Source organism: Anaerococcus prevotii DSM 20548, from assembly GCF_000024105.1.
Taxonomy (GTDB): domain Bacteria; phylum Bacillota; class Clostridia; order Tissierellales; family Peptoniphilaceae; genus Anaerococcus; species Anaerococcus prevotii.
Genome location: NC_013171.1, coordinates 1,658,799 through 1,684,989, shown reverse-complemented (window position 1 = coordinate 1,684,989; position 26,191 = coordinate 1,658,799). Strand labels below are relative to the sequence as shown.

Annotated in this window: 30 protein-coding genes, 1 riboswitch and 1 other annotated feature; of the genes, 25 read left to right on the top strand and 5 right to left on the bottom strand. The window is 35.7% G+C overall.

Annotated features, from left to right (window positions below; translation table 11 throughout):
* Window positions 1-4: 4 nt before the first annotated feature.
* The 17 genes from rpmJ to APRE_RS07875 all read left to right on the top strand — a co-directional run bounded on the left by rpmJ (window position 5) and on the right by APRE_RS07875 (window position 14,944).
* A complete protein-coding gene (rpmJ, locus tag APRE_RS07955) occupies window positions 5-118 on the top strand; it encodes a 50S ribosomal protein L36 (protein WP_004818043.1) in 114 nt (37 codons plus the stop codon).
* A gap of 9 nt (window positions 119-127) precedes the next feature.
* Window positions 128-472: a 30S ribosomal protein S13 gene (gene rpsM / locus APRE_RS07950; RefSeq protein ID WP_015778469.1), complete on the top strand. Its 345-nt coding sequence runs from the start codon at window positions 128-130 to the stop codon at window positions 470-472.
* A gap of 6 nt (window positions 473-478) precedes the next feature.
* Window positions 479-874: a 30S ribosomal protein S11 gene (rpsK, locus tag APRE_RS07945; RefSeq protein ID WP_015778468.1), complete on the top strand. Its 396-nt coding sequence runs from the start codon at window positions 479-481 to the stop codon at window positions 872-874.
* Between the two features lie 12 nt (window positions 875-886).
* On the top strand, window positions 887-1,480 hold the full coding sequence (gene rpsD, locus APRE_RS07940) for a 30S ribosomal protein S4 (RefSeq protein WP_015778467.1): 594 nt from the start codon (window positions 887-889) through the stop codon (window positions 1,478-1,480).
* 31 nt (window positions 1,481-1,511) lie between these two features.
* The gene (locus APRE_RS07935) at window positions 1,512-2,468 is read left to right on the top strand and encodes a DNA-directed RNA polymerase subunit alpha (protein ID WP_015778466.1); all 957 of its coding nucleotides are present in this window, start codon (window positions 1,512-1,514) and stop codon (window positions 2,466-2,468) included.
* Between the two features lie 9 nt (window positions 2,469-2,477).
* The gene (rplQ, locus tag APRE_RS07930; protein ID WP_015778465.1) at window positions 2,478-2,819 is read left to right on the top strand and encodes a 50S ribosomal protein L17; all 342 of its coding nucleotides are present in this window, start codon (window positions 2,478-2,480) and stop codon (window positions 2,817-2,819) included.
* A 102-nt stretch (window positions 2,820-2,921) separates the two neighbouring features.
* A complete protein-coding gene (locus APRE_RS07925) occupies window positions 2,922-3,563 on the top strand; it encodes an HAD family hydrolase (RefSeq protein ID WP_015778464.1) in 642 nt (213 codons plus the stop codon).
* 87 nt (window positions 3,564-3,650) lie between these two features.
* Window positions 3,651-4,490, top strand: coding sequence for a MurR/RpiR family transcriptional regulator (locus APRE_RS07920; protein WP_015778463.1), 840 nt, complete (start codon window positions 3,651-3,653; stop codon window positions 4,488-4,490).
* A 9-nt stretch (window positions 4,491-4,499) separates the two neighbouring features.
* The gene (pbp4b, locus tag APRE_RS09420; RefSeq protein WP_015778462.1) at window positions 4,500-6,455 is read left to right on the top strand and encodes a penicillin binding protein PBP4B; all 1,956 of its coding nucleotides are present in this window, start codon (window positions 4,500-4,502) and stop codon (window positions 6,453-6,455) included.
* 2 nt (window positions 6,456-6,457) lie between these two features.
* A complete protein-coding gene (locus APRE_RS07910; protein WP_015778461.1) occupies window positions 6,458-7,447 on the top strand; it encodes a MupG family TIM beta-alpha barrel fold protein in 990 nt (329 codons plus the stop codon).
* Window positions 7,422-8,303: an N-acetylmuramic acid 6-phosphate etherase gene (gene murQ / locus APRE_RS07905; protein ID WP_041449715.1), complete on the top strand. Its 882-nt coding sequence runs from the start codon at window positions 7,422-7,424 to the stop codon at window positions 8,301-8,303. Before APRE_RS07910 ends, murQ begins: the two co-directional genes overlap by 26 nt.
* A gap of 1 nt (window position 8,304) precedes the next feature.
* On the top strand, window positions 8,305-9,744 hold the full coding sequence (locus APRE_RS07900) for a PTS transporter subunit EIIC (RefSeq protein WP_015778459.1): 1,440 nt from the start codon (window positions 8,305-8,307) through the stop codon (window positions 9,742-9,744).
* Between the two features lie 128 nt (window positions 9,745-9,872).
* Window positions 9,873-10,964 carry a PP2C family protein-serine/threonine phosphatase gene (locus APRE_RS07895; protein WP_015778458.1) on the top strand — a complete coding sequence of 364 codons (1,092 nt, stop codon included), beginning with the start codon at window positions 9,873-9,875 and terminating at the stop codon, window positions 10,962-10,964.
* Window positions 10,964-11,602: a deoxyribose-phosphate aldolase gene (deoC, locus tag APRE_RS07890; protein WP_015778457.1), complete on the top strand. Its 639-nt coding sequence runs from the start codon at window positions 10,964-10,966 to the stop codon at window positions 11,600-11,602. The genes APRE_RS07895 and deoC overlap by 1 nt, the downstream gene beginning before the upstream one ends.
* A gap of 2 nt (window positions 11,603-11,604) precedes the next feature.
* Window positions 11,605-13,056: an alpha-amylase gene (locus APRE_RS07885; RefSeq protein WP_015778456.1), complete on the top strand. Its 1,452-nt coding sequence runs from the start codon at window positions 11,605-11,607 to the stop codon at window positions 13,054-13,056.
* A complete protein-coding gene (locus APRE_RS07880) occupies window positions 13,053-13,637 on the top strand; it encodes a ribonuclease H1 domain-containing protein (protein ID WP_015778455.1) in 585 nt (194 codons plus the stop codon). Before APRE_RS07885 ends, APRE_RS07880 begins: the two co-directional genes overlap by 4 nt.
* 19 nt (window positions 13,638-13,656) lie before the next feature.
* Window positions 13,657-13,723: riboswitch (Fluoride riboswitch) on the top strand.
* Window positions 13,724-13,753: 30 nt separating this feature from the next.
* Complete coding sequence (locus tag APRE_RS07875) at window positions 13,754-14,944, top strand: cation:proton antiporter (RefSeq protein ID WP_015778454.1); 1,191 nt, start codon at window positions 13,754-13,756, stop codon at window positions 14,942-14,944.
* Between the two features lie 113 nt (window positions 14,945-15,057).
* On the opposite strand, the gene APRE_RS07870 is transcribed toward APRE_RS07875, so the two are convergent.
* From APRE_RS07870 to APRE_RS07860, 3 genes are all read right to left on the bottom strand, one after another.
* The gene (locus APRE_RS07870) at window positions 15,058-15,363 is read right to left on the bottom strand and encodes a hypothetical protein (RefSeq protein WP_015778453.1); all 306 of its coding nucleotides are present in this window, start codon (window positions 15,361-15,363) and stop codon (window positions 15,058-15,060) included.
* Window positions 15,364-15,518: 155 nt separating this feature from the next.
* Window positions 15,519-16,259 (bottom strand): amino acid ABC transporter ATP-binding protein, encoded by a 741-nt coding sequence (locus tag APRE_RS07865; RefSeq protein WP_015778452.1) that lies wholly within the window; start codon window positions 16,257-16,259, stop codon window positions 15,519-15,521.
* Complete coding sequence (locus APRE_RS07860) at window positions 16,252-17,817, bottom strand: ABC transporter substrate-binding protein/permease (protein WP_015778451.1); 1,566 nt, start codon at window positions 17,815-17,817, stop codon at window positions 16,252-16,254. The genes APRE_RS07865 and APRE_RS07860 overlap by 8 nt, the downstream gene beginning before the upstream one ends.
* A gap of 63 nt (window positions 17,818-17,880) precedes the next feature.
* Window positions 17,881-18,111 (bottom strand) — a binding site (T-box leader).
* Between the two features lie 68 nt (window positions 18,112-18,179).
* On the opposite strand from APRE_RS07860, the gene APRE_RS07855 reads away from it, so the two are divergent.
* Window positions 18,180-18,680, top strand: a complete 501-nt coding sequence (locus APRE_RS07855) for a transcription repressor NadR (RefSeq protein WP_015778450.1) — start codon at window positions 18,180-18,182, stop codon at window positions 18,678-18,680.
* Between the two features lie 178 nt (window positions 18,681-18,858).
* A complete protein-coding gene (locus APRE_RS07850) occupies window positions 18,859-19,179 on the top strand; it encodes a hypothetical protein (RefSeq protein ID WP_015778449.1) in 321 nt (106 codons plus the stop codon).
* A 182-nt stretch (window positions 19,180-19,361) separates the two neighbouring features.
* Here the strand turns inward: APRE_RS07850 and APRE_RS07845 are convergent, their stop codons facing one another.
* Both APRE_RS07845 and APRE_RS07835 read right to left on the bottom strand, forming a co-directional pair.
* Window positions 19,362-19,658 (bottom strand): hypothetical protein, encoded by a 297-nt coding sequence (locus tag APRE_RS07845; protein ID WP_015778448.1) that lies wholly within the window; start codon window positions 19,656-19,658, stop codon window positions 19,362-19,364.
* Between the two features lie 907 nt (window positions 19,659-20,565).
* Entirely contained in the window at window positions 20,566-20,889 is a 324-nt protein-coding gene (locus APRE_RS07835) for a hypothetical protein (RefSeq protein ID WP_015778446.1), read from the bottom strand.
* Window positions 20,890-21,134: 245 nt separating this feature from the next.
* Between APRE_RS07835 and APRE_RS07830 the strand changes: the two genes are divergently transcribed.
* The 6 genes from APRE_RS07830 to APRE_RS07805 all read left to right on the top strand — a co-directional run bounded on the left by APRE_RS07830 (window position 21,135) and on the right by APRE_RS07805 (window position 26,191).
* The gene (locus tag APRE_RS07830; RefSeq protein WP_015778445.1) at window positions 21,135-22,136 is read left to right on the top strand and encodes a PTS sugar transporter subunit IIC; all 1,002 of its coding nucleotides are present in this window, start codon (window positions 21,135-21,137) and stop codon (window positions 22,134-22,136) included.
* A 141-nt stretch (window positions 22,137-22,277) separates the two neighbouring features.
* Window positions 22,278-23,066, top strand: coding sequence for an Mrp/NBP35 family ATP-binding protein (locus APRE_RS07825; protein WP_257005688.1), 789 nt, complete (start codon window positions 22,278-22,280; stop codon window positions 23,064-23,066).
* Between the two features lie 8 nt (window positions 23,067-23,074).
* Window positions 23,075-24,052, top strand: a complete 978-nt coding sequence (locus APRE_RS07820; RefSeq protein ID WP_015778443.1) for a DUF1002 domain-containing protein — start codon at window positions 23,075-23,077, stop codon at window positions 24,050-24,052.
* Between the two features lie 131 nt (window positions 24,053-24,183).
* Complete coding sequence (locus tag APRE_RS07815) at window positions 24,184-24,846, top strand: ABC transporter ATP-binding protein (protein WP_015778442.1); 663 nt, start codon at window positions 24,184-24,186, stop codon at window positions 24,844-24,846.
* A complete protein-coding gene (locus APRE_RS07810) occupies window positions 24,843-25,556 on the top strand; it encodes a hypothetical protein (RefSeq protein WP_015778441.1) in 714 nt (237 codons plus the stop codon). The genes APRE_RS07815 and APRE_RS07810 overlap by 4 nt, the downstream gene beginning before the upstream one ends.
* The gene (locus APRE_RS07805; RefSeq protein WP_015778440.1) at window positions 25,553-26,191 is read left to right on the top strand and encodes a hypothetical protein; all 639 of its coding nucleotides are present in this window, start codon (window positions 25,553-25,555) and stop codon (window positions 26,189-26,191) included. Before APRE_RS07810 ends, APRE_RS07805 begins: the two co-directional genes overlap by 4 nt.

Below are 26,191 nucleotides of genomic sequence, written 5' to 3'. Positions count from 1 at the left end.
CAAAATGAAAGTTAGAGCATCAGTTAAAAAAATGTGTGATAAATGCAAAATTATCAAAAGAAACGGTAAAGTTATGGTAATTTGCGAAAATCCAAAACATAAACAAAGACAAGGTTAGGAGGGGCTAATGCCAAGAATAGCTGGTATAGATTTACCTAGAGAAAAAAGAGCAGAAATTGGACTAACTTATATATATGGTATAGGTCGTTCAACTGCAAACGAAATACTAAAGAATGCAGGAATCAATCCTGATACAAAAATGAAAGATCTTACAGAAGAAGAATTAGGTAAAATCCGTGAAGAGTTAAACAACTACCACATCGAAGGAGATTTAAGAAGAGAAGTTTCTATGAACATCAGATCTCTAAGAGAAATCGGTAGCTACAGAGGATTAAGACACAAAAACAATCTTCCTGTAAGAGGACAAAACACAAAGAACAATGCAAGAACCAGAAAAGGTAGAAGGGGTTAATAAGAAATGGCTAAACAAAAGAAAACTACTTCTAGAAGAAGAAGAGTCAAAAAAAATGTTGAACGTGGCCAAGCTCACATTAACTCAACATTTAACAATACAATGGTGACCCTTACAGATATGCAAGGTAATGCACTATCTTGGGCATCTGCTGGACAATTAGGATTTAGAGGTAGCAGAAAATCTACTCCATTTGCAGCAAGCGAAGCAGCAGATGTTGCAGCTAAGAAAGCTATCGATCAAGGACTAAAAACTGTAGAAGTTTACGTTAAAGGACCTGGTTCAGGAAGAGAATCAGCAATTAGAAGTCTACAAGCAGCAGGACTTGAAGTTACAATGATCAAAGACGTAACACCAATTCCTCACAATGGATGTAGACCTCCAAAAAGAAGAAGAGTTTAGTAAGGAGAGACTATGGCAGTATCAAAAGATCCAGTATACAAAAAAGCAAGAGCTTTAGGAATTTCTCCAGCATACCTAGGATATACAGGAGAAAGCAAAAGAGCTCTTCCAAATAGAAGAAGCAAACTTTCCGAATACGGAATGCAACAAAGAGAAAAGCAAAAAGCTAAATTCATCTATGGAGTTAGTGAGAAACAATTTAGAGGATACTACGAAGCCGCTTCTAAAATGAAGGGACAAACAGGTGAACAACTTATAATCCTTTGCGAAAGAAGACTAGACAATATCGCATTTAGATCTGGTCTTGCTAGAACTAGAAGAGAAGCTCGTCAAATCGTAACACACGGACACCTAACAGTTAATGGTAAACAAGTTGACATTCCTTCATACAAGGTATCTGAAGGCGATGTAATCGAAGTTCGTGAAAAATCTAGATCAAACACACTATTTAAAACTATCAAAGAAACAAATGCAACATTTGGAGTAGTTGAATGGTTATCAAGTGATTTAGAAAACCTAAAAGTAACTGTAGACAGATTCCCTACAAGAGAAGATATCGACATCCCAGTTGAAGAACGTATGATCGTAGAGTTCTACTCTAAGTAGGCATAAATAAAGTTAGAACTAAGGAGTTACCATGATCGAAAAATTAGATACAAATATACAGATATTGGATATAGACGAAGAAGAAAATTACGGTAAATTCGCCCTATATCCACTTGAGCGAGGATATGGTACAACCATTGGAAACAGTATGAGAAGGGTGCTTTTATCATCCTTACCTGGTTCTAGCGTCTCAAAAATACTTATAGAAGGAGTGCTTCACGAATTCTCCACTATAGATGGAGTAGTAGAAGATGTTCCTGAAATAGTTCTAAACATTAAGGGTCTAGACGTTACAAAACATGTAGATGAAGATGTAACATTGTTTTTAGACATTGAAGGACCAAAGATTGTAACAGCAAAAGATATCAAAGCAGATAGTTCCGTAGATATAGCAAATCCTGACCACTACATCGCAACAGTTAACGAGAAGTCAAGACTATTTATAGCGATGGATGTTACAGATGGTAAGGGTTATAGGGTATCTGATGATAACAAGAAAGAAAGCGACCCAATCGGTGCAATCGCAATTGATTCATCATTTACTCCAGTTGAGAAAGTAAACTTTACTGTAGAAAATACAAGAGTAGGCGAATCAACCGACTATGACAAACTCGTTATGGAAGTTTGGACAAATGGAACTATTACACCACAAGAAGCCCTTGCAGAAGGATCATCAATCTTAATAGAAAACTTCTCTTTCTTCAACGAATTGCCTAACCAACAATTCCCACCTGAAGTGGAAGAAGAAGAAATAGAAGAAGTAGAAGAAGAAGATAGTCTTTCAGAAGATTTGGCAATGACAATAGAAGAATTAGACCTAAGTCTAAGATCATTTAATTGTCTAAAAAGAGCAGGCTTCGACAGAGTTGGCGATATAATCAAGGTTAGCGAATCTGAGCTAAAAACAATCAAGAACTTCGGTAAAAAGTCACTCACAGAAGTAATAGAAAAGCTAGACGAGTTAGGTCTAAGCTTAAAAGATGAATAGGAGGTAAGTATGGCCGATAAAAGAAAACTTGGCAGAAGAACTGACCACAGAAATGCTATGCTTAGAAACCTTGTGCAATCACTATTAGAAAATGGTAGAATCGAAACTACTGTAACTAGAGCTAAAGAAGCACAAAAAATGGCTGATAAAATGATTACACTAGGAAAGAAGAATACACTTCACACAAGAAGACAAGCAGCAGCTTATTTGTATAAGGCAGAAACTGTTCAAAAATTATTTAACGAAATCGCACCAAATTATGAAGATAGAAACGGTGGATACACAAGAGTACTAAAACTAGGACCAAGAAGAGGCGACGGATCTGAACGTGCTATTCTTGAATTAGTATAATAAAACTTTGAGATAAGTATAAAATAACTTCTAGCATCTTTGAGAGATTGAAGGTGCTTTTTTTTCGCCTATTTTTGGATAAGCCTGATTTAAGGAGAAGATATGAAATACAAACTATTAATATTCGATATGGATGGACTTATGTTTGATACGGAGCTTATGTATTATAGGTCTTGGTTTGAAGTCGCTCACAAATACGGCTTTACTTTTAACGAAGACCTAAGGATGAGATTTACAGGGAAGAACGAGGAATTAATTAGAGATGAACTATTTAAAATCTTGGGATCTAAAGAAAAGGTAGTTAAGTTAAGAGAAGAGTTAGAAAGCTTTAGAAAGAATTACTTTAAAAGATACACAAACTCCCTCAAAAAAGAAGGACTAGAGGAATTATTATATTACGCAAAAGAACACAATATTAAATGCGCCCTAGCCTCATCAAGTGATAGGGAAAAGATAGAATTTCTCTTAGAAAAAGAAGAGATAAGGGATTTCTTTGACTATATAATCTCAGGAGATGAGGTAGAAAGAAGTAAACCTGATCCTGAAATCTTTATCAAAGCTAAGAAACACTTTAATATAAGGGATAAAGAAGCTTTAATCTTAGAAGATTCTTATAACGGGTATCTCGCTTGTAGGAAATCTAATATGGACTATCTTATAATCCATGATTCAAGTTTTGATAAGTACTTTGAAGCTGATAGGGAAGCTAGCAGCTTAAGAGAGGTCATAGATTACTTGAAATAATTATTTAATGTTTTGAAAAAAAGATTGAAATAAATATTTATTATGCTATAATTAAACTAAGAAAAGCTTTTCACGTTAGGAGTCTATATGACTTACACAATAAAAATTAAAGAAAGATCAGAAGATTTTACACCTTCTGATACGAAAATTGCAAAATATATTCTTGATAAACCCGGAGAGGTAATAAAGATTAACTCTCAAAAACTCGCGGATTTAACTGGAACGTCACAATCAGCCATAATAAGATTTGTTCAAAAAATAGGATATAAGGGATACACCTCGCTTAAGCTAGATATAGCAAAAAGCCTAGAAAATGATGAAATAAACCTTAAGTCAGAAGTGATTTCGGCGGATGATAAGGTAGGAGATATAATAGAAAAAAGCAAAATCAATGTAATATCATCAATAGAAAAGACCTACGCTCTAATAGATGAAGATCAAATCTCAAAGGCAATTGATAATATTGTATATGCTAACTTCGTCTATCTAGCTGGGATTGGATCTTCAGGACTAGTATGTGAGGATTTTCTCTATAAGCTTCAAAGATCAGGCAAGAAGGCCTTTTATGAGACAGATGCCCATACAAATTTAAGTTTACTGACAAATATCAAGGAAGACGACCTATTAATTTGTATTACTTACACTGCTCTTTCAAAAGAAGTATTGATAGCTGCAGAATATGCTAAAACGATTGGTGCAAAACTAATAAGTATTACAAAAGCTGGTCGAGGAAAACTCGCTAATATGTCAGATATCCTAATACCTATCCCTGAAATTGAAAAAAAGATGAGGTACGGTGCAATTTCATCTAGATTTGCTTCGCAAATAATAACAGATATCTTATTCTATGGCTATATATCAAAAAATATGGACGAAGTGGTAAAAAATCTTATGGTTTCTAAAGAACTAACTGATAAATTAAAATAGGAGTTTTTTATGAATAAAAAAATATTGCTTATAGCAGCCTTTACCTTCTTAATCCCATTTAATGCAAATGCCGATAGTAAAAAATATAGCAGTGATGATGTAATTGAATATGATTATAGTTTTCCAACAAGCATTGAAGAATATGATGATTCTATTTTGACTAACTCATCTCATAAATTTTATTACGATGATAATATTTCAGATCAGATTACTGTTAGTGACTATGATAAGGCAGATGTTTTTGTAAATGGTAAGGCTGTAGAGTCTGATGATGAGGCTAGAAAGCTTATTCAAGAAGGAAAAAATTCTGTAGATATTTTAAATGTTAAAGAAAAAGTCGATGTAAAGATTAAATCTGGAAAGGAAGAAAAAGGATTTACTAACATCGATAACAAATTGGATGAAAAAGTAACTAATTTGATGGAAACACTACTTGAAGAAGAAGTAAAGGAGAATTTTTCTGGAGGCCAGATTAGTGTAATTAGAGACAATGAAGATATATATGACTATCAATTTGGTTATGTAAATAATTTCGAAAAAAATGGAGAATCTATTCCTTTTGAGGATAGGGTTAAAGTCGATGAGAATACATTATTTGATCTTGCAAGCAATACAAAAATGTATGCGACAAATTATAGCTTACAAAAGTTGGTTTATGAAGGAAAAATCAATATTGATGATAAAGTGTCTAAGTATTTTCCAGAATTTAAGGATGACGAAAAAAGTCCTATAAAGGGTAAAAATGAAATGACTATTAGGGATATACTCAGACATCAAGCTGGATTTCCTGCTGATCCTCAATACCACAATAACAATTACGACAAAGATGATGGCAATATCAATGGAGTTAATGATTTGTTTTCACAACATAGGGAAAAAACATTGGATATGGTAATGAGAACACCTCTTTCATACGAGCCTGGATCAAAATCAGTATATTCAGATGTAGATTATATGCTTCTTGGATTTATAGTAGAAAAAGTTACGGGACAAAGATTGGATAAATACTTTGATGAAAACTTTGCTAAGCCATTAAATCTTAGATATACAACATTTAATCCTTTAGAAAATGGTTTTGATAAAAATCAGATAGCTGCTACCGAACTAAATGGTAATACAAGAGATGGTGCAGTTGATTTCAAAAATATCAGAAAGGATACCATCCAAGGTGAGGTTCATGATGAGAAAGCTTATTATGCTATGGGTGGAGTAAGTGGTCATGCAGGATTGTTTTCAAATTCACGAGAATTAGCAAAACTTGCAAATATTATGCTAAATGAAGGTAGATATAAAAATATTAGATTTTGGGATAAAAAAACTCAAGATGAATTTATAAAAGCAAGTGAAGTTAATCCATCTTACGGATTAGGTTGGAGAAGAATGGCTGATGGTAGATATGCTTGGGCATTTTCTAACCTAGCAAGTTCGAATACAATTGGCCATACCGGCTGGACAGGCAGCCTTACAGTTATCGATCCATTGGAGAGAATGACCTTCGTCTTATTAACAAATAAAAAGAATGGTTATGTATTAGATAATAAAGAAAATCCTAATTATTTTTATGCTGACGCTTCTAAGAGTGGAGGTTATGGTGCGGTTAGTACTTTAATTTATAAATCTCTTCAAGATAATTCAAAAGAGCTAGTTATGGCTCTAGCAAATGAATTGGCGATTGGACAAGAAAGGATGCTAAAAGATAAGGAAGGCTTTCTTGATGAAGCTCGACTTAATGATTATATAGCTATAAAAAATACAAATCAGATTATTAAAGATAAGTACCAAAATACAAGCGAAGAAGCTAGTAGTATTGATGATAAAAAATATGATTATGATACTTTAGAAAATACTAGCAAGGAAGCAAAGCTTGTTGAAAGCTTTAATCCTAAAACAGGTGTAGATGGATTAATACCCTTAATTGGACTCGCACTTTCTTCAGCTTTTGCCTATAGGAAAATAAAGAGATAATTATGCTTGGTTTTTCTTTATATTTTGATAGGGACTTTGATTTAGAAAAAGAAGTAAATAAGTATGAGGGTTTTGATATTTTATTTACTTCGATTCATTATCCAGAAGGAGAGAATACTTTCGAAAAGTTCTTGAATCTTTGCGAAAAATCCATTGGAAGAGACTTTAGGATTTGCGTCGATCTAAATAAGGATGTCCTTAGTAGGTATCCAAAACTTATGGATATGGACCTTATACTGAGGCTTGATTATGGTTTTAATAGCAAAGAGATAGCCGAATTAAGTAAGAATAATAGGATTTCTATAAACGCTTCTACTATAGATAGGAAAATCCTAAATGAAATTTTATCCTTCGGTGCGAATAAGGATAATATCCTTGCCATACACAACTACTATCCTCTTGAATTTACAGGTCTAGGAGAAGATTATCTTAGGAGGAGAAATGATCTATTTAAGTCATTAGGAATAGAGACTCTTGCCTTTGTGCCAGGCAATGAGAACTTGCGTGGCCCAATGTATAGGAGTCTACCAACCCTTGAAAGTCAAAGACTGAAGGATCCCTACCTAAGTTTTGTGGAACTTAATAGAAAATACGGGATGGATTCTATAATAATGGCTGAAGGGGTTGATGATAAGAATATTTCTAACATTAGAGATTTTCATAAAGATAATAAGTTAAGCCTTAAAGTTAATATGAATGATGAATTTAATTATATCAAAGGCTTTAAACAAAGGATGGATCTTAGCGAATATATCCTAAGAAATGAGAGGAAATATAGGAAGGTAGAAGCGGGTTCTTCCTTCTATGCTAAAAGAGGAGATATACTAATCCTAAACGAGAAGGCTGGAAGATACAGCGGGGAGATTGAAATCTGTAATAGAGATTTAGGTATCATATCAGATAGAAATCTTATAGGAAAAGTGGATACTACACACATTGAACTAATTGATTATATAAAAGGAGGTGATGAGATTGTCTTCAACAGAAGATAGAAATCCCAAAAGTGCAAACTTAGATCTAAAGACTACTAGGGAGATTTTGGAGATTATTAATAAAGAAGATAGGACGATTGCAGGAAGTGTTGGACAATCCTTGGAGGATATTGAAAAGCTTACAGAAGAAGTAGTAAAGACTTTAAGAAATGGTGGTAGACTATTTTATCTAGGAGCAGGAACTAGCGGAAGGCTTGGAGTTCTCGATGCCTCTGAGACTGTGCCAACCTTTTCTGTAGATCCAAAGCTTGTAACAGGTCTTATTGCAGGAGGAGACTATGCCCTCCGTCATCCTATAGAAAATGCTGAGGATAGCGTAAAGGCAGGAGAAGAAGATTTGATTAAGGAAAATCTCACATCCAAGGACTTTGTTATAGGAATTGCAGCAAGCGGTAGAACTCCTTACTGCATAGGAGCTGTTGAATACGCTAAAAAGCTAGGTGCTAAGACTGGGTCTATTGCTTGTAACAAAAATGCCTTAATTTCTTCTCACGTAGATTATCCGATAGAAATAGAAACTGGAGCGGAAGTGCTTACAGGCTCTACCAGGATGAAGGCAGGAACTGCAACCAAAATGGTTCTCAATATGATATCGACCACAGCCATGGTTAAGATTGGCAAGGTCTATGATAATCTTATGGTCGACTTAAGGCCAACTAATGAGAAGCTTATAGATAGGGCTAGAAAGATTATAGTAGAAGTGACAGGAATTTCCTATGAAAGGGCAGTAGAAATATTAGAAGAAGCTAATAGAGAAGTAAAACCTGCAATAATAATGGCAAATAAGAACATAAGTTATGAGAAAGCCCTAGAGATATTAAAAATAAATCAAGGTTTTATAAGAGAGGATTTGTGATATGACAAACAATGAATTAGCCAAATTATTGATAGAAGATTTTGGTGGATCAGGAAACTTAAGAGAAGTCATCAATTGTATGACTAGAGTTAGGGTAAAAGTAAATAACCCCGACCTAATTGCTTATGAAAATATCAAATCAAGAGAGGGAGTTCTTGGCCTTGTAGAAGGAGAACAAGTTCAAGTAATTCTAGGACCAGGTAAGAGCGAGAAGGTAGCACGAGCTATGGCTAACCTATCAGATAGCAACTTTAGCGAAGAAACTGATAAGGAAAAACTTCAAAGAAAAACCCAGGAAAACAAAGAAAGCTACAAGGCTAAGCAAAAGCAAAGTGGATTCAAGAAATTTACATCAAGCATTGCTTCAGTATTTGTTCCACTAATTCCAGCCTTCGTTGGGGCAGGTCTTATTGGTGGTGTAGCTTCAGTTTTACAAAATATGGTTACAGCAGGCAGCGTAAGCCAAGAGTCTGTGGCAACATTAATCCAAGTTCTCAATATTATGAAAAATGGTCTTTATGCCTATCTTAATATATTTATAGGTATAAATGCAGCGAGAGTTTTTAAGGCAAATCAAGGCCTAGGTGGAGTAGTTGGAGGAATGGTCTATCTTACTGGAATGAATCCAGATATGCCAATAAATAATATTTTCCTAGGAACACCACTTGCTGCAGGTCAAGGAGGAGTTATTGGTGTATTAGTATCAGTTTGGATTTTATCCAAGGTTGAAAATGCCCTCCACAAGGCTGTGCCAGATTCTTTGGATATTATAATTGTTCCAGCAATCTCGCTAATTATTGTAGGACTACTTCATATGTTTATCATTATGCCACTAGCAGGACTTATCTCTAATGGGCTAATTGGATTTATAGATGGAGTTATCAATATAGGTGGACCAATATCTGGATTTATCCTAGGGGCTTTATTCCTTCCAATGGTAATGCTTGGACTTCACCAAATACTCACCCCAATTCATGTAGCTATGATTGAATCACAAGGAGCTACCTATCTTCTTCCAATACTTGCTATGGCAGGGGCTGGACAAGTTGGAGCTGCCATTGCGATTTTGGTAAAATGTAAGAATAATAAGCAAATCCAAACCATAGCTAAGGGTGGACTTCCAGTTGGAATTCTTGGAATTGGCGAGCCATTAATCTACGCCCTAACCCTACCAATGGGTAAGGCCTTCATCACAGCTTGTATTGGTGGTGGAGTTGGTGGTGCTGTAATTTGTCTAATAGGATCTATCGGAGCTACAGCCATAGGACCATCAGGAATTGCCTTGATTCCGCTTATTTATAATAATAGATGGCTAGGATACCTTGCTGGACTTATTGCAGGATATGTAGGAGGTTTTGTAGCGACTTACTTCTTTGGTATTGATGAAAAATATGTAGAGGGAGCAAGTCTCGACAATTCTAATAAGTTTGAATTTAAATAAGAGATTTATATAACCACGGAGGGATTTTCCTTGCCGTGGTTTTTTACTGGATAAGTGTAGACTCTCTTTATATTGATAATTAACTATTAAAAGATATAGTTATTATAACAAGTTTAAGGTAGGAAGAGATGGCAAATACAAGTAACTTTACTGAAGATAAAAATTTTTTCATATTAAATTCTATGGATGATTGGGTTAGGATTGTCGATACAAACGGTAAGACTATCTTTATTAATGATGTCTTTAAGAAAGCGTGCGATATGTCTTCTGAGCTAAAAAACTACCTAGACGAGTCTTCCTCTTTTCTTTTAGGAGATAGGAATGAAGCTGTGAGAAACACTACCATGATCGAAGAAAAGTTAATCGATGAGAGGTATTTTTCTATCAAGTCTTCTCCAATCTACAACGGAGATGAGTTTTTGGGGATTGTGGAAGTATATAGGGACATCACCCGTGAAAGTCTGATGAAAATTGAGCTTTTTAATAACAATAGAAACATGCTCGATGATGTTAGATTCGTAAAGAAGATTCAAACTAACATCCTTCCTAGGGACAAGGCCTATGGCAAGCTTAGCTTGAAGAGTAAGTATATACCTAGTGATGAACTTTCTGGGGACTTCTTCGACCTAATCAAGATTAAAGAAGGAAAATATGCCCTCTACATTGCAGATATTATGGGCCATGGGGTTAAGGCTTCGATAATGACTATGTTTATCAAGGTCACTATGAATGCCATTCTCGACAAACACCCTGACTATTCCCCATCAGAGATTTTATTTAAATTAAGGGAGAAGTTCGCAAAACTTGGCATGGAGTCAAGTCAATATTTTACAGCTTGGCTTGGAATATTTGATGTGGGAAAAGATTCCCTAACATTTTCCAATGCTGGTCACAACTGTCCTCCCCTTTGGTATTCTAAAAGCAATGATGAGGTAACTTACCTTTTGGCAAGCGGCAGGATGATTTCAAATATTATAGAGCCAGATAATTATGACGAAAAGATGATAGAATTGGAAAATGGAGATAGGCTTCTACTATTTTCCGATGGGGCCATAGAGACGAAGGATGAGAAAAGATGTGAGTATGGACTTGAGAGACTAAGGGAAAATTTTGCATCTTACCACGACCTAGAAAAAAGCTACACAGATATTAAAAACTTTACCTGGGGCAAGCAGGAAGATGACCTTAGTCTTGTCCAAATCGAATATAAGGAGAAATAATGAAAAAACTAAATTCATATATAGACCACACTAATTTAAAGCCAGAAGCACAAATTTCCGAGATAAAAACCCTTGTCGATGAAGCTATCGCAAATGATTTCTACAGTGTATGTGTAAACTCTACCTACGTTAAGGATATCAAAGCCTACAATAAAGACGTAAGAATCGCTGCAGTAGTTGGCTTTCCACTAGGAGCAATGGCTACAAGGGCCAAGGCCTATGAGGCAAAATGCGCCGTAGAAGACGGGGCAAGCGAGATCGATATGGTAATTCCAATCGGAAGACTTAAGGATAAAGATTATGCCTATGTCCTAGATGATATAAGAGCTTGTAAGGAAGCTATAGGAGATAGAATCCTTAAGGTAATCATTGAAACTTGCCTATTAACAGACGAGGAAAAGATTAAGGCCTGTGAGCTAGCTGAGGAAGCTGGAGCTGATTTTGTAAAGACTTCTACAGGATTTTCTACGGGAGGAGCTTTAGTCTCTGACGTAAAACTTATGAAGGAAACAGTAGGAGATAGGCTAGAAGTTAAGGCAAGTGGCGGAATCCATACTAGAAAAGAAGCCATGGATATGATTGAAGCTGGAGCTAGTAGGATTGGTGCTAGTAAGTCAATTGATATTTGTAAGGAGTAAGTATGGCCAATGAAGTCATGATGCAGTCTTTCGAGTGGGACACAGACGGATCGGGAGACTTTTATAAGAAACTAAAAAAAGATGCCAAGACCCTAAAGGAAAATGGTATTGATGGCTTGTGGCTTCCACCTATGACTAAGGGAGGAAGCGATATGGACGTAGGCTACGGTGTCTACGACCTCTGGGATCTTGGAGAGTTTGACCAAAAGGGAACTATAAGAACCAAATACGGAACCAAGGAAGAGCTCCTTGACGCTATAAAGTCCCTACAAGATGCTGGGATCAAATGCTATGCCGATGTGGTCCTAAACCATAAGGGAAATGCTGACTTTACAGAAGAATTTAAGGCAGTAATGGTTGATCAAAACAACAGAGAAAAAGACGTCTCAGGAGAGATGGACATAGAAGCCTGGACCGGCTTTGACTTTAAGGGAAGGGCTGGTAAGTATTCCGACATGGTTTGGCACTATTATCATTTCTCAGGTGTGGACTATGACGTAAAAAGTGATACTTCGGCTATATTTAGAATCCTAGGAGACGGAAAATATTGGGAAGAGGATGTATCAGGAGAGAAGGGCAATTTCGATTATCTGATGAATTGTGACATCGACCACGACCACCCGGAAGTAAGGGAAGAGATTTTCAAATGGGCCGACTGGTTTATCGACGAGACCAAGGTCGATGGCTTCAGATACGACGCCCTAAAGCATATCTCATCTAACTTCATCCACGACCTATCAGACCATATAATAAATGAAAAGGGCGTGGAGAACTTCTATCTCTTTGGAGAATTCTGGCAATATAACAAGGAAGAAATCGCCAAATATCTCGAAACTACAGACTATAACATAGATTTATTCGATGTTCCCCTACATTTTCATATGCAGGAAGCAAGCAAGTCCATGGGTAACTACGACATGAGAAAGATCTTCGATAATACAATCGTGGCAGACTTCCCTGCCCAAGCTGTGACCTTTGTAGATAACCACGACAGCCAACCAGGCCAGTCTCTAGACTCCTGGGTTGAGGATTGGTTTAAGGAGATTGCCTATGCCATGATCCTATTCAGAAAAGACGGCTATCCATGTATCTTCGCAGGAGACTATTATGGACTAATAGGAGAGGTAAAGACAGAGGCCAAATACGATCTAATAAACAATATGCTTAAGGTTAGGAAAAATTATAATTACGGCGAGGAAGACAATTACTTCGACGACCCTTCAGTTATAGGTTGGGTCAGAAGAGGAGACGAAGACCATAAGCCACTTGCTGTTCTAATTTCAATCAAAGACATGGCTGAAAAGCAAATGTTTGTAGGAGAGAGCGAGGCAGGAGCGACTTATGTGGACCTTTCTGGCAAAAACGAGGACATCACAATTGATGAAAATGGAAATGGAGTATTCACTGTAGGTCCAGGCTCTGTAACCTACTGGGCCAATAAGGAAAGCTTATGAAATATTACGCAGTAAAAAGGGGAAGGAATCCTGGGATATACACATCCTGGGATTCTTGCCTTAAGGAAGTAAAGGGATTTTCCAATGCGAGCTACAAGTCCTTTAAGAAAAAGGAAGATGCTATAGCCTTTATGGAAGATAGAAAAGAGACGATTGAAGTAGACGATGAAACAATAATAGCCTATGTGGATGGGTCTTATAATCTTAAGGAGAAGATCTACGGGGCAGGGGTTGTCTACATAAGTAAGGACGGAGAAGAAGAGCTCTACGAATCCTACACAGATGACTTTTACAAGCACAGGAATGTAGCAGGAGAGGTCAGGGCAAGTGAGCTTGCTATAAAAAAGGCCCTGGAAGAAAAAAGAGAAAAAATAATAATCTATCACGACTACCAGGGAATTTCCTCCTGGGCCAATGACGAATGGAAGGCCAATAACGCACTTACTATCTCTTACAAAAACTTTGTAAAAGAAGCGAGAAAGAGCCTAAAGATAGGCTTTGTCAAGGTCAAGGGACATTCCAACGATAAGTACAACGACTGGGCAGATAGGCTCGCTAAAAAGGGTGCCCTAGTTGAATAAGGGTAAATAAAAAGTAAAATAAATTTAGGGAAATGAAGTTCTTCCCTGTAAAATAAACGCTATAAGCTGATGACTTCTACTTGATTGTAGGGCCATCAGCTTTTTTAGGAGGAAAAATGTTAACAAATGTCGGACTTATAATGATAGCAGGTCTTATCGGCTCTAAGCTTTTTTCAAAAATCAAACTCGCCCCCATCTTGGGTATGCTTCTAGCAGGAATCATCATAAGCCCCAATCTCTTGGGACTAGTAAAAGGAGATATAGGAGCTCTTTCAAAGGACTTAAGGCAGATTGCCCTAGTTGTAATCCTATCGAGAGCTGGCCTTAGCCTATCTTTTGATAGATTAAGGGAGGTCGGTCTTCCTGCAATTCTAATGACCTTCCTTCCAGCAAGTTTTGAGATGGTCGCTATAACATTTCTTGCAAATAAAATCTTTAACCTTCCCTATATCGACAGTGCCATCCTTGGAGCTGTCCTTGCGGCAGTATCTCCTGCCATAGTTGTGCCAAGGATGATAAGGCTTATAGAAGAAGGCTATGGAGAAGATAAGAAAATCCCCGAGATAATCCTTGCAGGCTCTTCCATAGATGATGTCTACACCATAGTATTTTTTACGGTTTTTATCAATCTAAAGTTAGGAGGTCAAGCCTCTATGGGAAGTTTTCTAAATATTCCTATATCAATTATTACAGGAATTCTTTTTGGAATCATACTAGGATATATCCTTGATATAATTTATTCAAAAATAAATTTGGGCAAAATTTATAAGGTAATAGTCCTTATGGGTCTATCATTTTTCATCTTGGAGATAGAAGATTTGGCTAAGGGCTATATAGCCTTCTCTGGCCTTGTGGCTATTATTTCTACGACTATGACGATTAAAAAGCTCGACCAAGACCTTGCAGATGAGCTTTTGGATGTTTATGGAAGCCTTTGGGAACTTTTTGAGATCTTCCTCTTTGTCCTAGTGGGAATTACGGTAGACCTTTCCATAATAGGAGAAGAAATCCTACCAGCCCTTCTATTAATCACAGGAGGACTAATATTTAGGATGCTTGGAGTATATTTGGCTCTTCTTCCTTCAAATCTTGAAAAATCTGAGAAGATATTCTCAGGCTTCGCCTACCTACCAAAGGCCACAGTCCAAGCAGCCATAGGACCGGTCGCTCTAGGATACGGGATTGCAAGCGGTAAGTTAATCCTTGCCATATCAGTAATAGCAATCCTCTACACCGCTCCCCTTGGAGCCATACTTACAGATAAGACCTACAAGAAGTTATTGAAAAATCCTAAATATAATATTTAATAAATAATATTATTCTAGTAACTAGGAAAACAAAAGGGCGGGAAATGTTAAATCCTGCCCTTAGCTTCTAGTCGAATATTTTAATTGAGAGATACTTATAGAAAATAATTTTACTAATCAAGGTCCTTAAAATCAATCAAGTAGTTATTCATTTTGCTTAGTTCCCCGATATTAACAGTAATCTGTATGCTATTTATTTTATCTTTTGCAAAGTCTTCCTCAGAGTTGGCACCGAGAACAAAATCAAATTTTATACCTTCCTTGCCTAGGAAATTTAATAGGCTCATACTTATTAGGGAAAAGTGGCTCTCGTATAAAAATATAATTTTATTATCTTTAACCATTATTTCTAACTCATCAGGATCTACTCCATCAAACTTTACTATCCCCCTAATATGATTTATATATTTATCTATCATCTAAACTCCTTTACTAAATAAGTTTTTGATAAAATTATTGTACTAGTTAGGAAGGCAAAAAATAAAAGATAAGTGAAAAATTTGTAAGTAAAAAGCAGAAGATCTGATCTTTAATCTAATCCTCCGCTTATTATCACATTTTTAAACTTAATAATTTAATTTTCTCCCAAAAATCTCTTTAGGAACTCCTTGGTCCTATCGTGGTCTGGGTTTGTAAATATTTTTTCTGGAGTGCCGTCTTCTAGGATGATTCCCTTGTTCATGAACAAGACCCTGCTAGATACATCTCTTGCAAAGTCCATCTCGTGGGTTACTACAATCATAGTCATCCCGCTTTTTGCAAGCTTGGTCATTACATCTAGGACCTCGCCTACTGTCTCTGGGTCTAGGGCACTTGTTGGCTCATCGAAAAGTAGGAGGTCAGGGTTCATGCAAAGGGCACGGGCTATGGCTACCCTTTGTTGCTGACCACCGGAGATTTGGCTAGGCTTGGCGTTGACATAGTTTTGCATATTAACGCTTTCTAGGTATTTTCTAGAAATTTCTTCAGCTTCCTTGTGATTTCTGCCTAGGACTTTGATTTGACCTAGCATACAGTTTTCAAGGACGGTCTTGTTGGCAAAGAGATTGAAGTTTTGAAATACCATGCCGACCCTAGACCTGTATTTTCTTTGGTCGAACTTATGGTCTAGGATGTTGTCGCCCCTGTAGAGAATTTTTCCACTTGTAGGAGATTCTAAGAGGTTAAGGCAGCGAAGGAGGGTCGACTTACCAGATCCAGAAGATCCTATGATAGAGACTACTTCTCCTTCATTTACCGCCATATTTATATCCTTAAGGACTAGGTTGTCCCCGAATTTTTTCTCTAAATTGTTTACTCTAATTATCTCAGACATTGTTTGCTCCTGTTGATGATTCCATGATAAAGTCAGTATCCCTAAATCTTCTTTCAAGGACAAGAAGGATTCTCGTAATAGTGAAGGTTAGGACGAAATAAATCACTGCTGTTATCAAGTAGGTTGGGAAGTATTGGTAGGTTGATCCTGCGACAGACTTACTCATAAAGAATAGCTCTGTTACAGAAATTACGTTAAGGACTGATGTATCCTTGATATTTATTACAAACTCGTTTCCAATAGAAGGAAGAATTGTAAGGATTGTTTGAGGTAGGATTACGTGAACCATAGTTTGGAAATGGGTCATGCCTATAGCCTTGCAGGCTTCAAATTGTCCCTTGTCAATCGAATTGATTCCTCCACGGACTACCTCAGATAGGTAGGCTCCTGTGTTGATTGAAACGATAAGGATTGCTGCAAACATAGTCGATAGGTCTATATCGAAATATTGCTTAAGTCCGTAGAAGATGATTACAGATTGAACCATCATTGGGGTTCCCCTAAATATTTCAACATAAGCTCCCAAGATCCAGTTGATTATTTTGTGGAGATAGTAGGTAAAGGCATTATCTGTCTTTTTGACTTCCATTCCCCTAATAACTGCAACCAAAAGGCCTAAGAGGAAACCTAGGATTGTAGAAACTATGGCTATGATTAGGGTATTAACTACACCCTTTAGGAAAAGAGTAGAGTAGGTCGCCCAAATCGATTTAACTTCATCGATAAAGCCTGCGCTTTCTTCCTCATCTGCAGTAAGCTTGGTCATTACTCCCATAATCTCTTCTTGTTCCTTTTCTATATCCATAGATGAAAGAACCTTGTTCACTTCTTCTGTAAGAGGAGAATTTTTGGCAATCCCTACTCCTACTGTTGTATCTTCATCCTTAGTCTCAAAGCCATTAGCTTCATCAAAAGTTACATAAGTAAGCTTTGGGTTGGCAGCCACAGCAGATTCAGCTCCAGCCTCCTCTGAGATATATCCATCAATAGTCCCAGCATTTGCAGCAGCAATCATTGTAGGGAAGGAGTCCATGGACTCTTGTTTGTTAACACCTGCCATTTGATCTATCATAGCTACATGGAAGGTCCCTAGTTGGGCGGTAATCTTTGCTCCTTCGAAGTCGTTAATGGACTTAGCATCCTCATACTTTGAGTCCTTTTGGGTAACTACAACCATCTTGGCATGGTAGTAGGGAACAGAAAAGTCGATTTGCTCTAGCCTTTCAGCGGTTGGGCTCATACCAGCTACTATTGCATCGATCTTGCCACTAGTTAGGGCAGGAATTAGTCCGTCCCATTCGATCTTGTAGATTTCAAGCTTCTTGCCTAGACCATCGGCGATCTTCTTGGCAAATTGGACGTCATAACCGTTGGCATATTCGCCCGGGGAGTTGGCTACAGGATAGCCTCCATTTTCATCACTTACTTCAGAGAAGTTAAAGGGAGCGTAGTTTACTTCCATACCCACTCTGAATGTGTCTTCTTCGCTTGCATTAACCTGGCCAAGGGGCGTAATGATTAGGATAAGTGCAAGGATAATCTTTACTAGCTTTTTCATAATAATTCCTTTCTTAATAAATTTGATTGTAAAATAAAAGTCCTTACTGCTCCAAACGGAAGCAATAAGGACGAAAATTCGCGTTACCACCTTAATTTTAGCTCATCTCACGAAAAGCTACTCAATAAGTACAATCATACTCTCTTGCTATAACGGGCAAGTCCCGCTGTCAGATCAAATATCCCCGACAAAACTCAAAGGCTTTTTTCACCAAAATTTAAAATCTCCATTCACACCAGCTAGGATTCTCTTTATTCTAAAATCTTTGGTTACTCCTCTTATCACTGTTGTTGCTTATATATTACACTCAAAAAAATATAATGTCAAATTTATTTTTGGGGTAAAGTGATATAGAGGTTAATATGAATATCAAAGACAGACAACTAGAAATTATAAGAATCTTACAAGATAGGACCAGCCCCATATCTGGAGGAAGCTTAGCAGAGAAATTCGGCCTAAGTCGCCAGGTTATAGTCAAGGATATCTCTATCCTTAAGGCAAGTGGCTATCAGATAAAATCAAACAACAAGGGATACTGGCTAAGCCAGTCTTCGAAGATACAATTTATCATAAAATGCTCCCACAGGGACGAAGAAATAGGAGATGAGCTAAACATCATAGTAGATAGGGGAGGAGAAATCCTAGATGTCTTCATCAACCACAAGACCTATGGACTTATCAAGAAAGAGCTAAATATCAAATCAAGAAAGGGCGTAGATGTCTTTATCAAATCAATAGACGAATCAACTCCCCTAAAAAATCTAACAGAAAATATCCACTATCACACCATAAGGGTGGATAATGACTTCGCCAAAGAAAGTATAGAGGATAAGCTTAGGGAAAAGGGGATACTAATAGACTAGGGCCTATAAGAAAATCCTATTAGCAAAAAGCCTATGCCCTATTTATCTTCTTTAAATACCTATGTAAAATAATTATTATTTAAAAATATATTTAATTCAACTTAATTTAGTTTTAACAATATGTAATTTCGGGTAATTTTTAATTAAAGGTGTTAATTAAATAATAAATAGGGGGGCTATGGATAATAAAATTAGAGCAATAGCTGATGCTGTATTAATAATCATGTTTATTGCACAAGGTGTTTATCTAAGAGATAAATATAATATCTTGTCAAAGAAAGTAGATAATTTAAGTAAAATAATATCAGAAATGGATGGCAATGTCGATTATAAAACTTTGAAAAAATTAGATTTATCTGATGAAGATATAGAAAGAATAATTAAACTAGTTGATGATGGTAAAAAATTAGAAGCAATAGAGTGTCTGAATGATTTAAAAAATCTAGGCCATATCGAAGCATACAATATTATTAGTAAATTAATTGGAAATCAAGATTAATAATTCTTAATAAAGTTGAAGGTATTGTCAAATTTTTTGTATAAACTCTAACTTAAAAATTTTGTAATTTTTTACTAATTTTTTAAAAATTCTTTTGAGTATTTTGGCATACTAAAAACCCCTCCATCCGTTTTCTGAATTTTAGGGGTTCAGGTCACATTCCCTCTCCTTTTTAATTCAAATTATCTAAAACCAGAAAACGCAGAACCTAGTATCATTCCAAAATAACTTTTCCATCTATATTTAAGAATAAGCTTTAAAAATTCATCTAAATTTTCAGATTCATTATCATAAGATTCATTCTTAATAAGAGGATAGAGATGATAAGATGCGTAATTTATATTGGTTTTATTATCAACTAAATCTTTAGTTTGTTTTAAAATTTCTTTTTTTGTTTTTTCAGATAAGTGTATATTTTTATCATTATAAATATCATCCATCTTATTTAGAAAATTTCTTTTCTTTTCTTTATTTTTCATTGATTATTTTTTATCTCCCTCCAAAATAAGCCGGTCCTCTAGCTATTGAATCAGCCCATCCTTTAGTAATTACATTAGCAACTTGTTGAACTTAAGGAATCATTTTTACAAGCTTTATAGCTCTGGTTTTGTAATTTCTATAAAATTTATAAGTTTGCGCTGTATACATATATACCCATTTACCTTATTTATTTATAAGGATAGAAAACATGAAGAGCATGAATTATAATCCATATCGTTCCTGTTTTTACTTTTAAAAAATTATTTAAATATATAAGATATTTCAATATACATAACTAAGAATGAACATGCCATTCCCAAAATTAAGCCCGATATATACATAAATTTCTTAAACTTATTTTCCACTACTTGATATCTTTTTTCTTTAAAAGCAAGCCTAACAAAGAAAATCAAATTGAACAAGGCAATTAGAAATGTTATAAAATAAGTAAATTTAGATTTCATTACTTTTCCTTTATTTCATTTTAAAAAAGCTTAGACTGTAAACTCTCTTCTTTAGTTTTAGCATCAAAAGCTGGTTTGCTAAGGTAGGAGCAGGTAAGACAAGTGAAGCTAATAAAGTAACTTTCCTTAATTTCATTTTTAATAAGACTCGTCTTATTAAAAACCTTACTTTAGCTTATTACCCGAGTTAATATAGAATAAACAAAAACAATATGATTCGGTCTATTATATTTAACTTACACTCTAATAAATACAAATTAGTAAGAGTCTAAAAAAGGGTACTGTCAAATTTTTTGTGTAAATGCCAACTTATAAATTCTGTAATTTTAGAACTAAATTTTTTAAAAATTCTTGTGTATGTTTTGGCATACTAAAAACCCCTCCATCCGTTTTTCAGATTTTGGGGTTCAGCTCATTTAAAATAATCTACCTTTGCTCATTATTATTTAAGACAATTTTTCTTTCGACTAATTAAAAGTGCATATATAACTCCTAAAATAGCCATAATTAATCTAGAAGCCCCATAAGGTAAGTTTATGCGTGGTATGAATATTACTCCTAGAACAAACAACATATCATAGTATACAATATTAGATTTATATTTTTTAAATAAATCCTTATTATTTACTATTAAAAGTATTAATGATACTACAAATATGGTAATCCAAAAATAAAATAATGAATCTTCTCTCCCAATATTACTATAATAGCCTACACTTGAAGCTATCATAAAAATATATGGTAATAAATTTGATTTCTTAATCATATTAATCTATAACCTCTAATAATATCCTACTGATTAATTTAAATCCTTACTTTACCTTGTTACCCGAACAAGTATAGCATAAACAAAAACAATATGATTCAGCTTATTATATTTGACTTATACTCTAATAATTGCAAATTAGTCAGAGCCTAAAAATAATACTAAACTCCAAAATATTTGCCACTGTATATACAATAGAATAAATTTGTGTTACAATATTATTTGAAAATATTTTGGAGGATATTATGGAATTTTTAAGAAAAAAGGGGATAAATTTATCCTGGAGAACTTATTTTATTGATGCTTTGGGAGCTATGGCCTTTGGTCTTTTTGCCTCTCTTTTGGTTGGGACTATCCTAAATAGTCTAGGTCAAAGCTTACATATACCATATCTTACAGATAGGCTATGGCCTTTGGCAAACTCTGCTAGTGGAGCAGCTATTGCAGTTGCTATTGCCGCAAGTCTTAATGCACCCAAGCTTGTCCTTTTTGCTTCTACTATTGTAGGACTCGGAGCCTATGAGCTGGGAGGGCCTGTGGGAGTTTTCCTTGCCACGATTTTTGGAGTTGAGTTTGGTAAGCTTGTCTCAAAATCTACCAAGCTTGATATAATAATTACTCCCAGTGTCACGATTATAGTAGGGATTTTGGTGGGTGATTTGATAGGACCTTATGTAGCTAGTTTTATGAAGGCAATAGGATTATTTATCATGAAGGCGACCGAGCTTAGACCATTTTTTATGGGAATTGTAGTCGCATTTACTATTGGTATGGCCCTTACCCTACCGATCTCATCTGCGGCAATTTGTATGATGCTTAGTCTAGAAGGCCTTGCAGGAGGAGCGGCCACAGTCGGTTGTTGTGCCCAAATGATTGGTTTTGCTGTAATTTCCTACAAGGATAATGGCTTGGAGGGACTTCTCGCCCAAGGGCTGGGGACTAGCATGTTTCAGGTACCAAATATAATCAAGAACCCTTGGATTTGGCTTCCGCCAACCCTTGCAAGTGCCATTCTTGCTCCAATCGGGACCCTAGTCTTTAAGATGAAAAACACTCCTCTAGGTTCAGGAATGGGTACAAGTGGTCTAGTAGGACAAATCGGAACGATTAATGCCATGGGAATTAGTGCGATATTTAAGGTAATTCTCCTTCACATAATCCTTCCAGCCATCCTTTCTTATATAATTTATAGGCTAATGAAAAATAAGGGGCTGATCAAGGATGGAGATATGAAGATTGATTTTTAATTAAGATTGTCTCATTAGTCTAAGTACAAGTAGCTTAATTCTATCTAAGAAGACTAATTTATTTAACTTAACATATGATAATTTAAAAGTATAATAATCCTACATCTGAGGAAATATCAGATGCTAAGAAAAGGAGATTATATGCAAAAGAAAAATATAAATTTAGATAAATTCAAAATCAAGCTTCACGAAGGCTCTTCTGTGGGTAAGGTCATAGCTGTAATGAGTGGTAAGGGAGGAGTTGGTAAGTCTTCAGTATCCTCTCTCCTTGCCTCAAGCCTTAGCAAGAAAGGCTACAAGGTTGCAGTATTTGATGCTGATATCACAGGGCCTTCCATGGCAGAAGCCTTTGGTATAGATGAGCCAGTTAGGGGAACCAAGGAAGGACTCATGTATCCTGCTATCACCCGTGACGGAATAAGGCTAATTTCTGTAAACATGATTTTACGCCAAAAGACTGACCCAGTTGTTTGGAGATCATCAATCGTGACCAATGTCCTAAAACAATTCTATACAGATGTAGACTGGGGAGAGATCGATTATATGATAGTGGATATGCCTCCAGGAACTGCTGACGTACCACTTACAGTCTTCCAATCCCTACCAATAGATGGCGTAGTTGCAGTAGCGACACCACAAGGCCTAGTAGAGATGGTTGTAGAAAAGTCTATCAAGATGGCTAAGATGATGGGCAAGAAAGTCATAGGTATGGTTGAGAATATGTCTTATTTCGAATGTCCAGATTGTGGAAGTAAGCACGAGATATTCGGTAAGAGTAGGCTAGATGAAGTAGCAGAAAAATACGACATAGACACCCTAGCCAAGCTTCCAATCGACCCACAAATAGCAGAAAAAATCGACTCAGGTCTTGCAGAAGATATAGATATGAAAGAGTTAAGTCCAATTATAGAAAAGATTGAAAGCCTATAGGTAATAATATGTTTAAGAAAATTCTAGCAGGGCTTATGTCCCTTATAATCCTTCTCCCAAATCTTGCTATGGCAAGTGACTTTGATCCCAAAAAGGACGACGTAATCTATGGAGTAGCCCTAACAGAAGATGAGAAGGCTACAGTAAATAAGTCTATGGGAGTTAGGGAAGATTCTAATATTTCCTATGTTGATGGAAGTGATTTAGAAAAATATCTAGGCTACGGAACAGCAGATTCTAACATGATATCTTCAGTCCTAGTCAAAAGATCTACCAAGGCTAAGGGAATTTCTGTAAAGATCAAGACACCAGGAAATATTACGGAGATTACAGAAGGTCAATACACTAATGCTGCAATCACAGCAGGCATAAGTAATGCGGATATAATAGTAGCAAGCCCAAGACCTGTTACTGGAGAGTCTGCCCTAGTCGGAGTCTACAAATCTGAAGAAATGCGAGGAGTGGACCTTGACACTCAAAGGACTCAAACAGCCCAAGAAGAGCTTGAGACAGTAAGCGAAGTTGCAAAAGAAAACCAAGGAAAAGAAAACTTCGATACCGATAAGCTCGATACAGTAGTAATTGAAGTAAAACAAAAACTTAGCGATTACAAGAAAGAAAATGGCGAGAATGCATCCGCAGATCAGATAGCAATCTACATCAGGGATGCCCTAAATAATGTAAATATGGACAATGTATTATCAAATAACAACATCCAAATCCTAGTTAATTACTTTGAAAATTACCAAACAACTTCTGCCATAGATAGCGCCGAAGTTAGGGAAAATCTCACAAAACTTGCAGGAGATATCACAAGTAAGGCCGGCAAGTTCTATGAAGATAACAAGGATAATATAGATAAGGTTGCCCAAGAAGCCAAAGACAGCGGCCTATGGGATTCCATAGTAGAATTCTTTAGATCGATATTTGAGTCCATAACAAATGCCTTTAACGGGTCTAGCGAAGATGGATCTAGCGAAAACTAAAAAATCTTAAGATTAAGGAGCGGTAATGACCGCTCTTTTTTAGTTCAAGTTTGCAGTTTTTACTCATGTTTTTGCTCACTATTTCTTATAAAATAGGATTAGAAGAATATATTAAGCTAAGGAGTAGAGATATGAAGGTTATCGAAGTTAAAAATATGAGCAAGAATTTTGAAAACAAAAGGCTCTTCAATAATTTTTCCCTAGAAATTGAAGCCAACACGGTTCATGCCCTAGTCGGTCCAAATGGGTCTGGCAAGACAAGCCTACTTAGGATACTGACAGGTCTTTATGAAAAAGATGGTGGAGAGGTAAATGTTAGGGGAACTCATGCAATCTTACTAGAAAATGACTATTTGTACGAGGATAAGACGGGACTTGAAAATATTAAATTATATGGCTTGTATTTTGGCTATGAGGCAAAGTCTTATGAAAAATATTCTGACTTGCTAGATATTACTAAGGATCTGGATAGGAAGGTTGCTACATATTCCAAGGGCATGAAGAGGAAACTATCTCTACTAATCATTGTGATGATGAATAGGGACATAATCTATCTAGATGAGGTGACAAGTGGAGTAGATCCAATATCGAGAGTCGAGATTAGAAAGCTTATAAAATTATTAGAGGAAGAAGCTAAGACTATAGTTATTACCAGCCACGACCTTGCTGAGATTGAAAAGATTGCTGATAAGGTTTCAATGATAAAATCAGGAGACCTACTTTTTACAAAGGATATGGCAGACATAAGAGAAGAAAGCTTAGAAGATTTATTTATAGAGGAGGGCAGGAAATGAATGATAAGATGAATATTAATAGGGCTTGCAGGTATTATTTATCTAAAGACAAGGATTTTATTTTAAATTTATTATTATTTACTTTGCTTTCTCTTGGCTTTGTTTTCTTACTATATAGGGGAATTTTTGCTTCTAGAGGAGATAATTATATTATATTAATGTTATATGTATTAATGTTTGGAATTTCACTAATCATGTCCAATTCCATGGTCGTCAATTTAACAGTCAAGGATAAAGTAAACAAGCGTATAGAATTTATCCTAGGATCAGGCATAGATATTAAGGATTTGATCAAAGCCTATGGGATAGAAATGTGGAGACTTTCTTCCATCGTGCCCTTTATCTTGTTTTTCCTAACCTATGTCCTAATAGATTTAAAGATGGAGTTTAAGTGGATTGTAGGCATTTTTGTTACAATGATAGGAATGACATATTTTGAAATCCTATTTTTTAACATCATAAGCTTATCCCAAAAGAACTTTAAGTTTTTCAAAAACATAGTTTTCTTTACAACGACAATTTTAATTTATATGACAGGCACATTTTCAGAGAAAATCCTATCACTTATAGACTCATATAACCTAAATCTTGTCTATATTATTATAGGAATAAATATAGGATTAGGATTGATATTTGTAATTTCTTCTATGAGAAGCTTAAGGAAGATGAATAATGAAACTGTAATTAATAAAGAGGGGTCATGGTCATGAATTTAATAATCATCGATTTAAGAAAACTTTTAGATAAAAATGCCTTATTGATGGCTCTTATGGCCCTATTCTGCTCCTTTATGGCTCTGTTTTTAGGGGATGGGGGAGGTTTCGAAACAAATAAGGTCATAAATATAATTAAAATCGACGGAATCTTAATTCTTTTTGTAATGTTTGGGGTGGAATTATCTAAAAATACCTTGTTAGCAGATAAGATTAGCAAAAGGATTGAATTTTTACTTGCTAATGGTCTTTCTATAGGGAAAATTTTAGTCAATTACCTCCTTAGTATATATCTAGGTACCTTAATTATAGTCCTTCCAAGCCTTATATTGAATTTATCTAGACTTGGTATAAGCCTGGGAGTCCTTCTAAACTTCTTACTAACTAGCCTGCTCTACACAACAATAATAGTTTTGCTAATCCTTCATACGACAAATATGAATAAAATAAATTCCCTCCAAATCCGACTAATAGGCTTATCAATTGGAGTCATGATGATCTCCCTAATAGCCTACATGCTAACAAATATGATAGAATTGTATTTGATAAGTAAGATTCTTATTTTATCTGCAATAATCGTATTTTTGTACAAGAAAACTAATAAAGAAAGGATTGTAGTTAGCTACTATTAG

Coding starts and splice junctions, on each gene's coding strand:
- rpmJ (WP_004818043.1), top strand. CDS start 5: ATGAAAGTTAGAGCATCAGTTAAAAAAATGTGTGATAAATGCAAAATT.
- rpsM (WP_015778469.1), top strand. CDS start 128: ATGCCAAGAATAGCTGGTATAGATTTACCTAGAGAAAAAAGAGCAGAA.
- rpsK (WP_015778468.1), top strand. CDS start 479: ATGGCTAAACAAAAGAAAACTACTTCTAGAAGAAGAAGAGTCAAAAAA.
- rpsD (WP_015778467.1), top strand. CDS start 887: ATGGCAGTATCAAAAGATCCAGTATACAAAAAAGCAAGAGCTTTAGGA.
- APRE_RS07935 (WP_015778466.1), top strand. CDS start 1,512: ATGATCGAAAAATTAGATACAAATATACAGATATTGGATATAGACGAA.
- rplQ (WP_015778465.1), top strand. CDS start 2,478: ATGGCCGATAAAAGAAAACTTGGCAGAAGAACTGACCACAGAAATGCT.
- APRE_RS07925 (WP_015778464.1), top strand. CDS start 2,922: ATGAAATACAAACTATTAATATTCGATATGGATGGACTTATGTTTGAT.
- APRE_RS07920 (WP_015778463.1), top strand. CDS start 3,651: ATGACTTACACAATAAAAATTAAAGAAAGATCAGAAGATTTTACACCT.
- pbp4b (WP_015778462.1), top strand. CDS start 4,500: ATGAATAAAAAAATATTGCTTATAGCAGCCTTTACCTTCTTAATCCCA.
- APRE_RS07910 (WP_015778461.1), top strand. CDS start 6,458: ATGCTTGGTTTTTCTTTATATTTTGATAGGGACTTTGATTTAGAAAAA.
- murQ (WP_041449715.1), top strand. CDS start 7,422: ATGAGATTGTCTTCAACAGAAGATAGAAATCCCAAAAGTGCAAACTTA.
- APRE_RS07900 (WP_015778459.1), top strand. CDS start 8,305: ATGACAAACAATGAATTAGCCAAATTATTGATAGAAGATTTTGGTGGA.
- APRE_RS07895 (WP_015778458.1), top strand. CDS start 9,873: ATGGCAAATACAAGTAACTTTACTGAAGATAAAAATTTTTTCATATTA.
- deoC (WP_015778457.1), top strand. CDS start 10,964: ATGAAAAAACTAAATTCATATATAGACCACACTAATTTAAAGCCAGAA.
- APRE_RS07885 (WP_015778456.1), top strand. CDS start 11,605: ATGGCCAATGAAGTCATGATGCAGTCTTTCGAGTGGGACACAGACGGA.
- APRE_RS07880 (WP_015778455.1), top strand. CDS start 13,053: ATGAAATATTACGCAGTAAAAAGGGGAAGGAATCCTGGGATATACACA.
- APRE_RS07875 (WP_015778454.1), top strand. CDS start 13,754: ATGTTAACAAATGTCGGACTTATAATGATAGCAGGTCTTATCGGCTCT.
- APRE_RS07870 (WP_015778453.1), bottom strand. CDS start 15,363: ATGATAGATAAATATATAAATCATATTAGGGGGATAGTAAAGTTTGAT.
- APRE_RS07865 (WP_015778452.1), bottom strand. CDS start 16,259: ATGTCTGAGATAATTAGAGTAAACAATTTAGAGAAAAAATTCGGGGAC.
- APRE_RS07860 (WP_015778451.1), bottom strand. CDS start 17,817: ATGAAAAAGCTAGTAAAGATTATCCTTGCACTTATCCTAATCATTACG.
- APRE_RS07855 (WP_015778450.1), top strand. CDS start 18,180: ATGAATATCAAAGACAGACAACTAGAAATTATAAGAATCTTACAAGAT.
- APRE_RS07850 (WP_015778449.1), top strand. CDS start 18,859: ATGGATAATAAAATTAGAGCAATAGCTGATGCTGTATTAATAATCATG.
- APRE_RS07845 (WP_015778448.1), bottom strand. CDS start 19,658: ATGAAAAATAAAGAAAAGAAAAGAAATTTTCTAAATAAGATGGATGAT.
- APRE_RS07835 (WP_015778446.1), bottom strand. CDS start 20,889: ATGATTAAGAAATCAAATTTATTACCATATATTTTTATGATAGCTTCA.
- APRE_RS07830 (WP_015778445.1), top strand. CDS start 21,135: ATGGAATTTTTAAGAAAAAAGGGGATAAATTTATCCTGGAGAACTTAT.
- APRE_RS07825 (WP_257005688.1), top strand. CDS start 22,278: ATGCAAAAGAAAAATATAAATTTAGATAAATTCAAAATCAAGCTTCAC.
- APRE_RS07820 (WP_015778443.1), top strand. CDS start 23,075: ATGTTTAAGAAAATTCTAGCAGGGCTTATGTCCCTTATAATCCTTCTC.
- APRE_RS07815 (WP_015778442.1), top strand. CDS start 24,184: ATGAAGGTTATCGAAGTTAAAAATATGAGCAAGAATTTTGAAAACAAA.
- APRE_RS07810 (WP_015778441.1), top strand. CDS start 24,843: ATGAATGATAAGATGAATATTAATAGGGCTTGCAGGTATTATTTATCT.
- APRE_RS07805 (WP_015778440.1), top strand. CDS start 25,553: ATGAATTTAATAATCATCGATTTAAGAAAACTTTTAGATAAAAATGCC.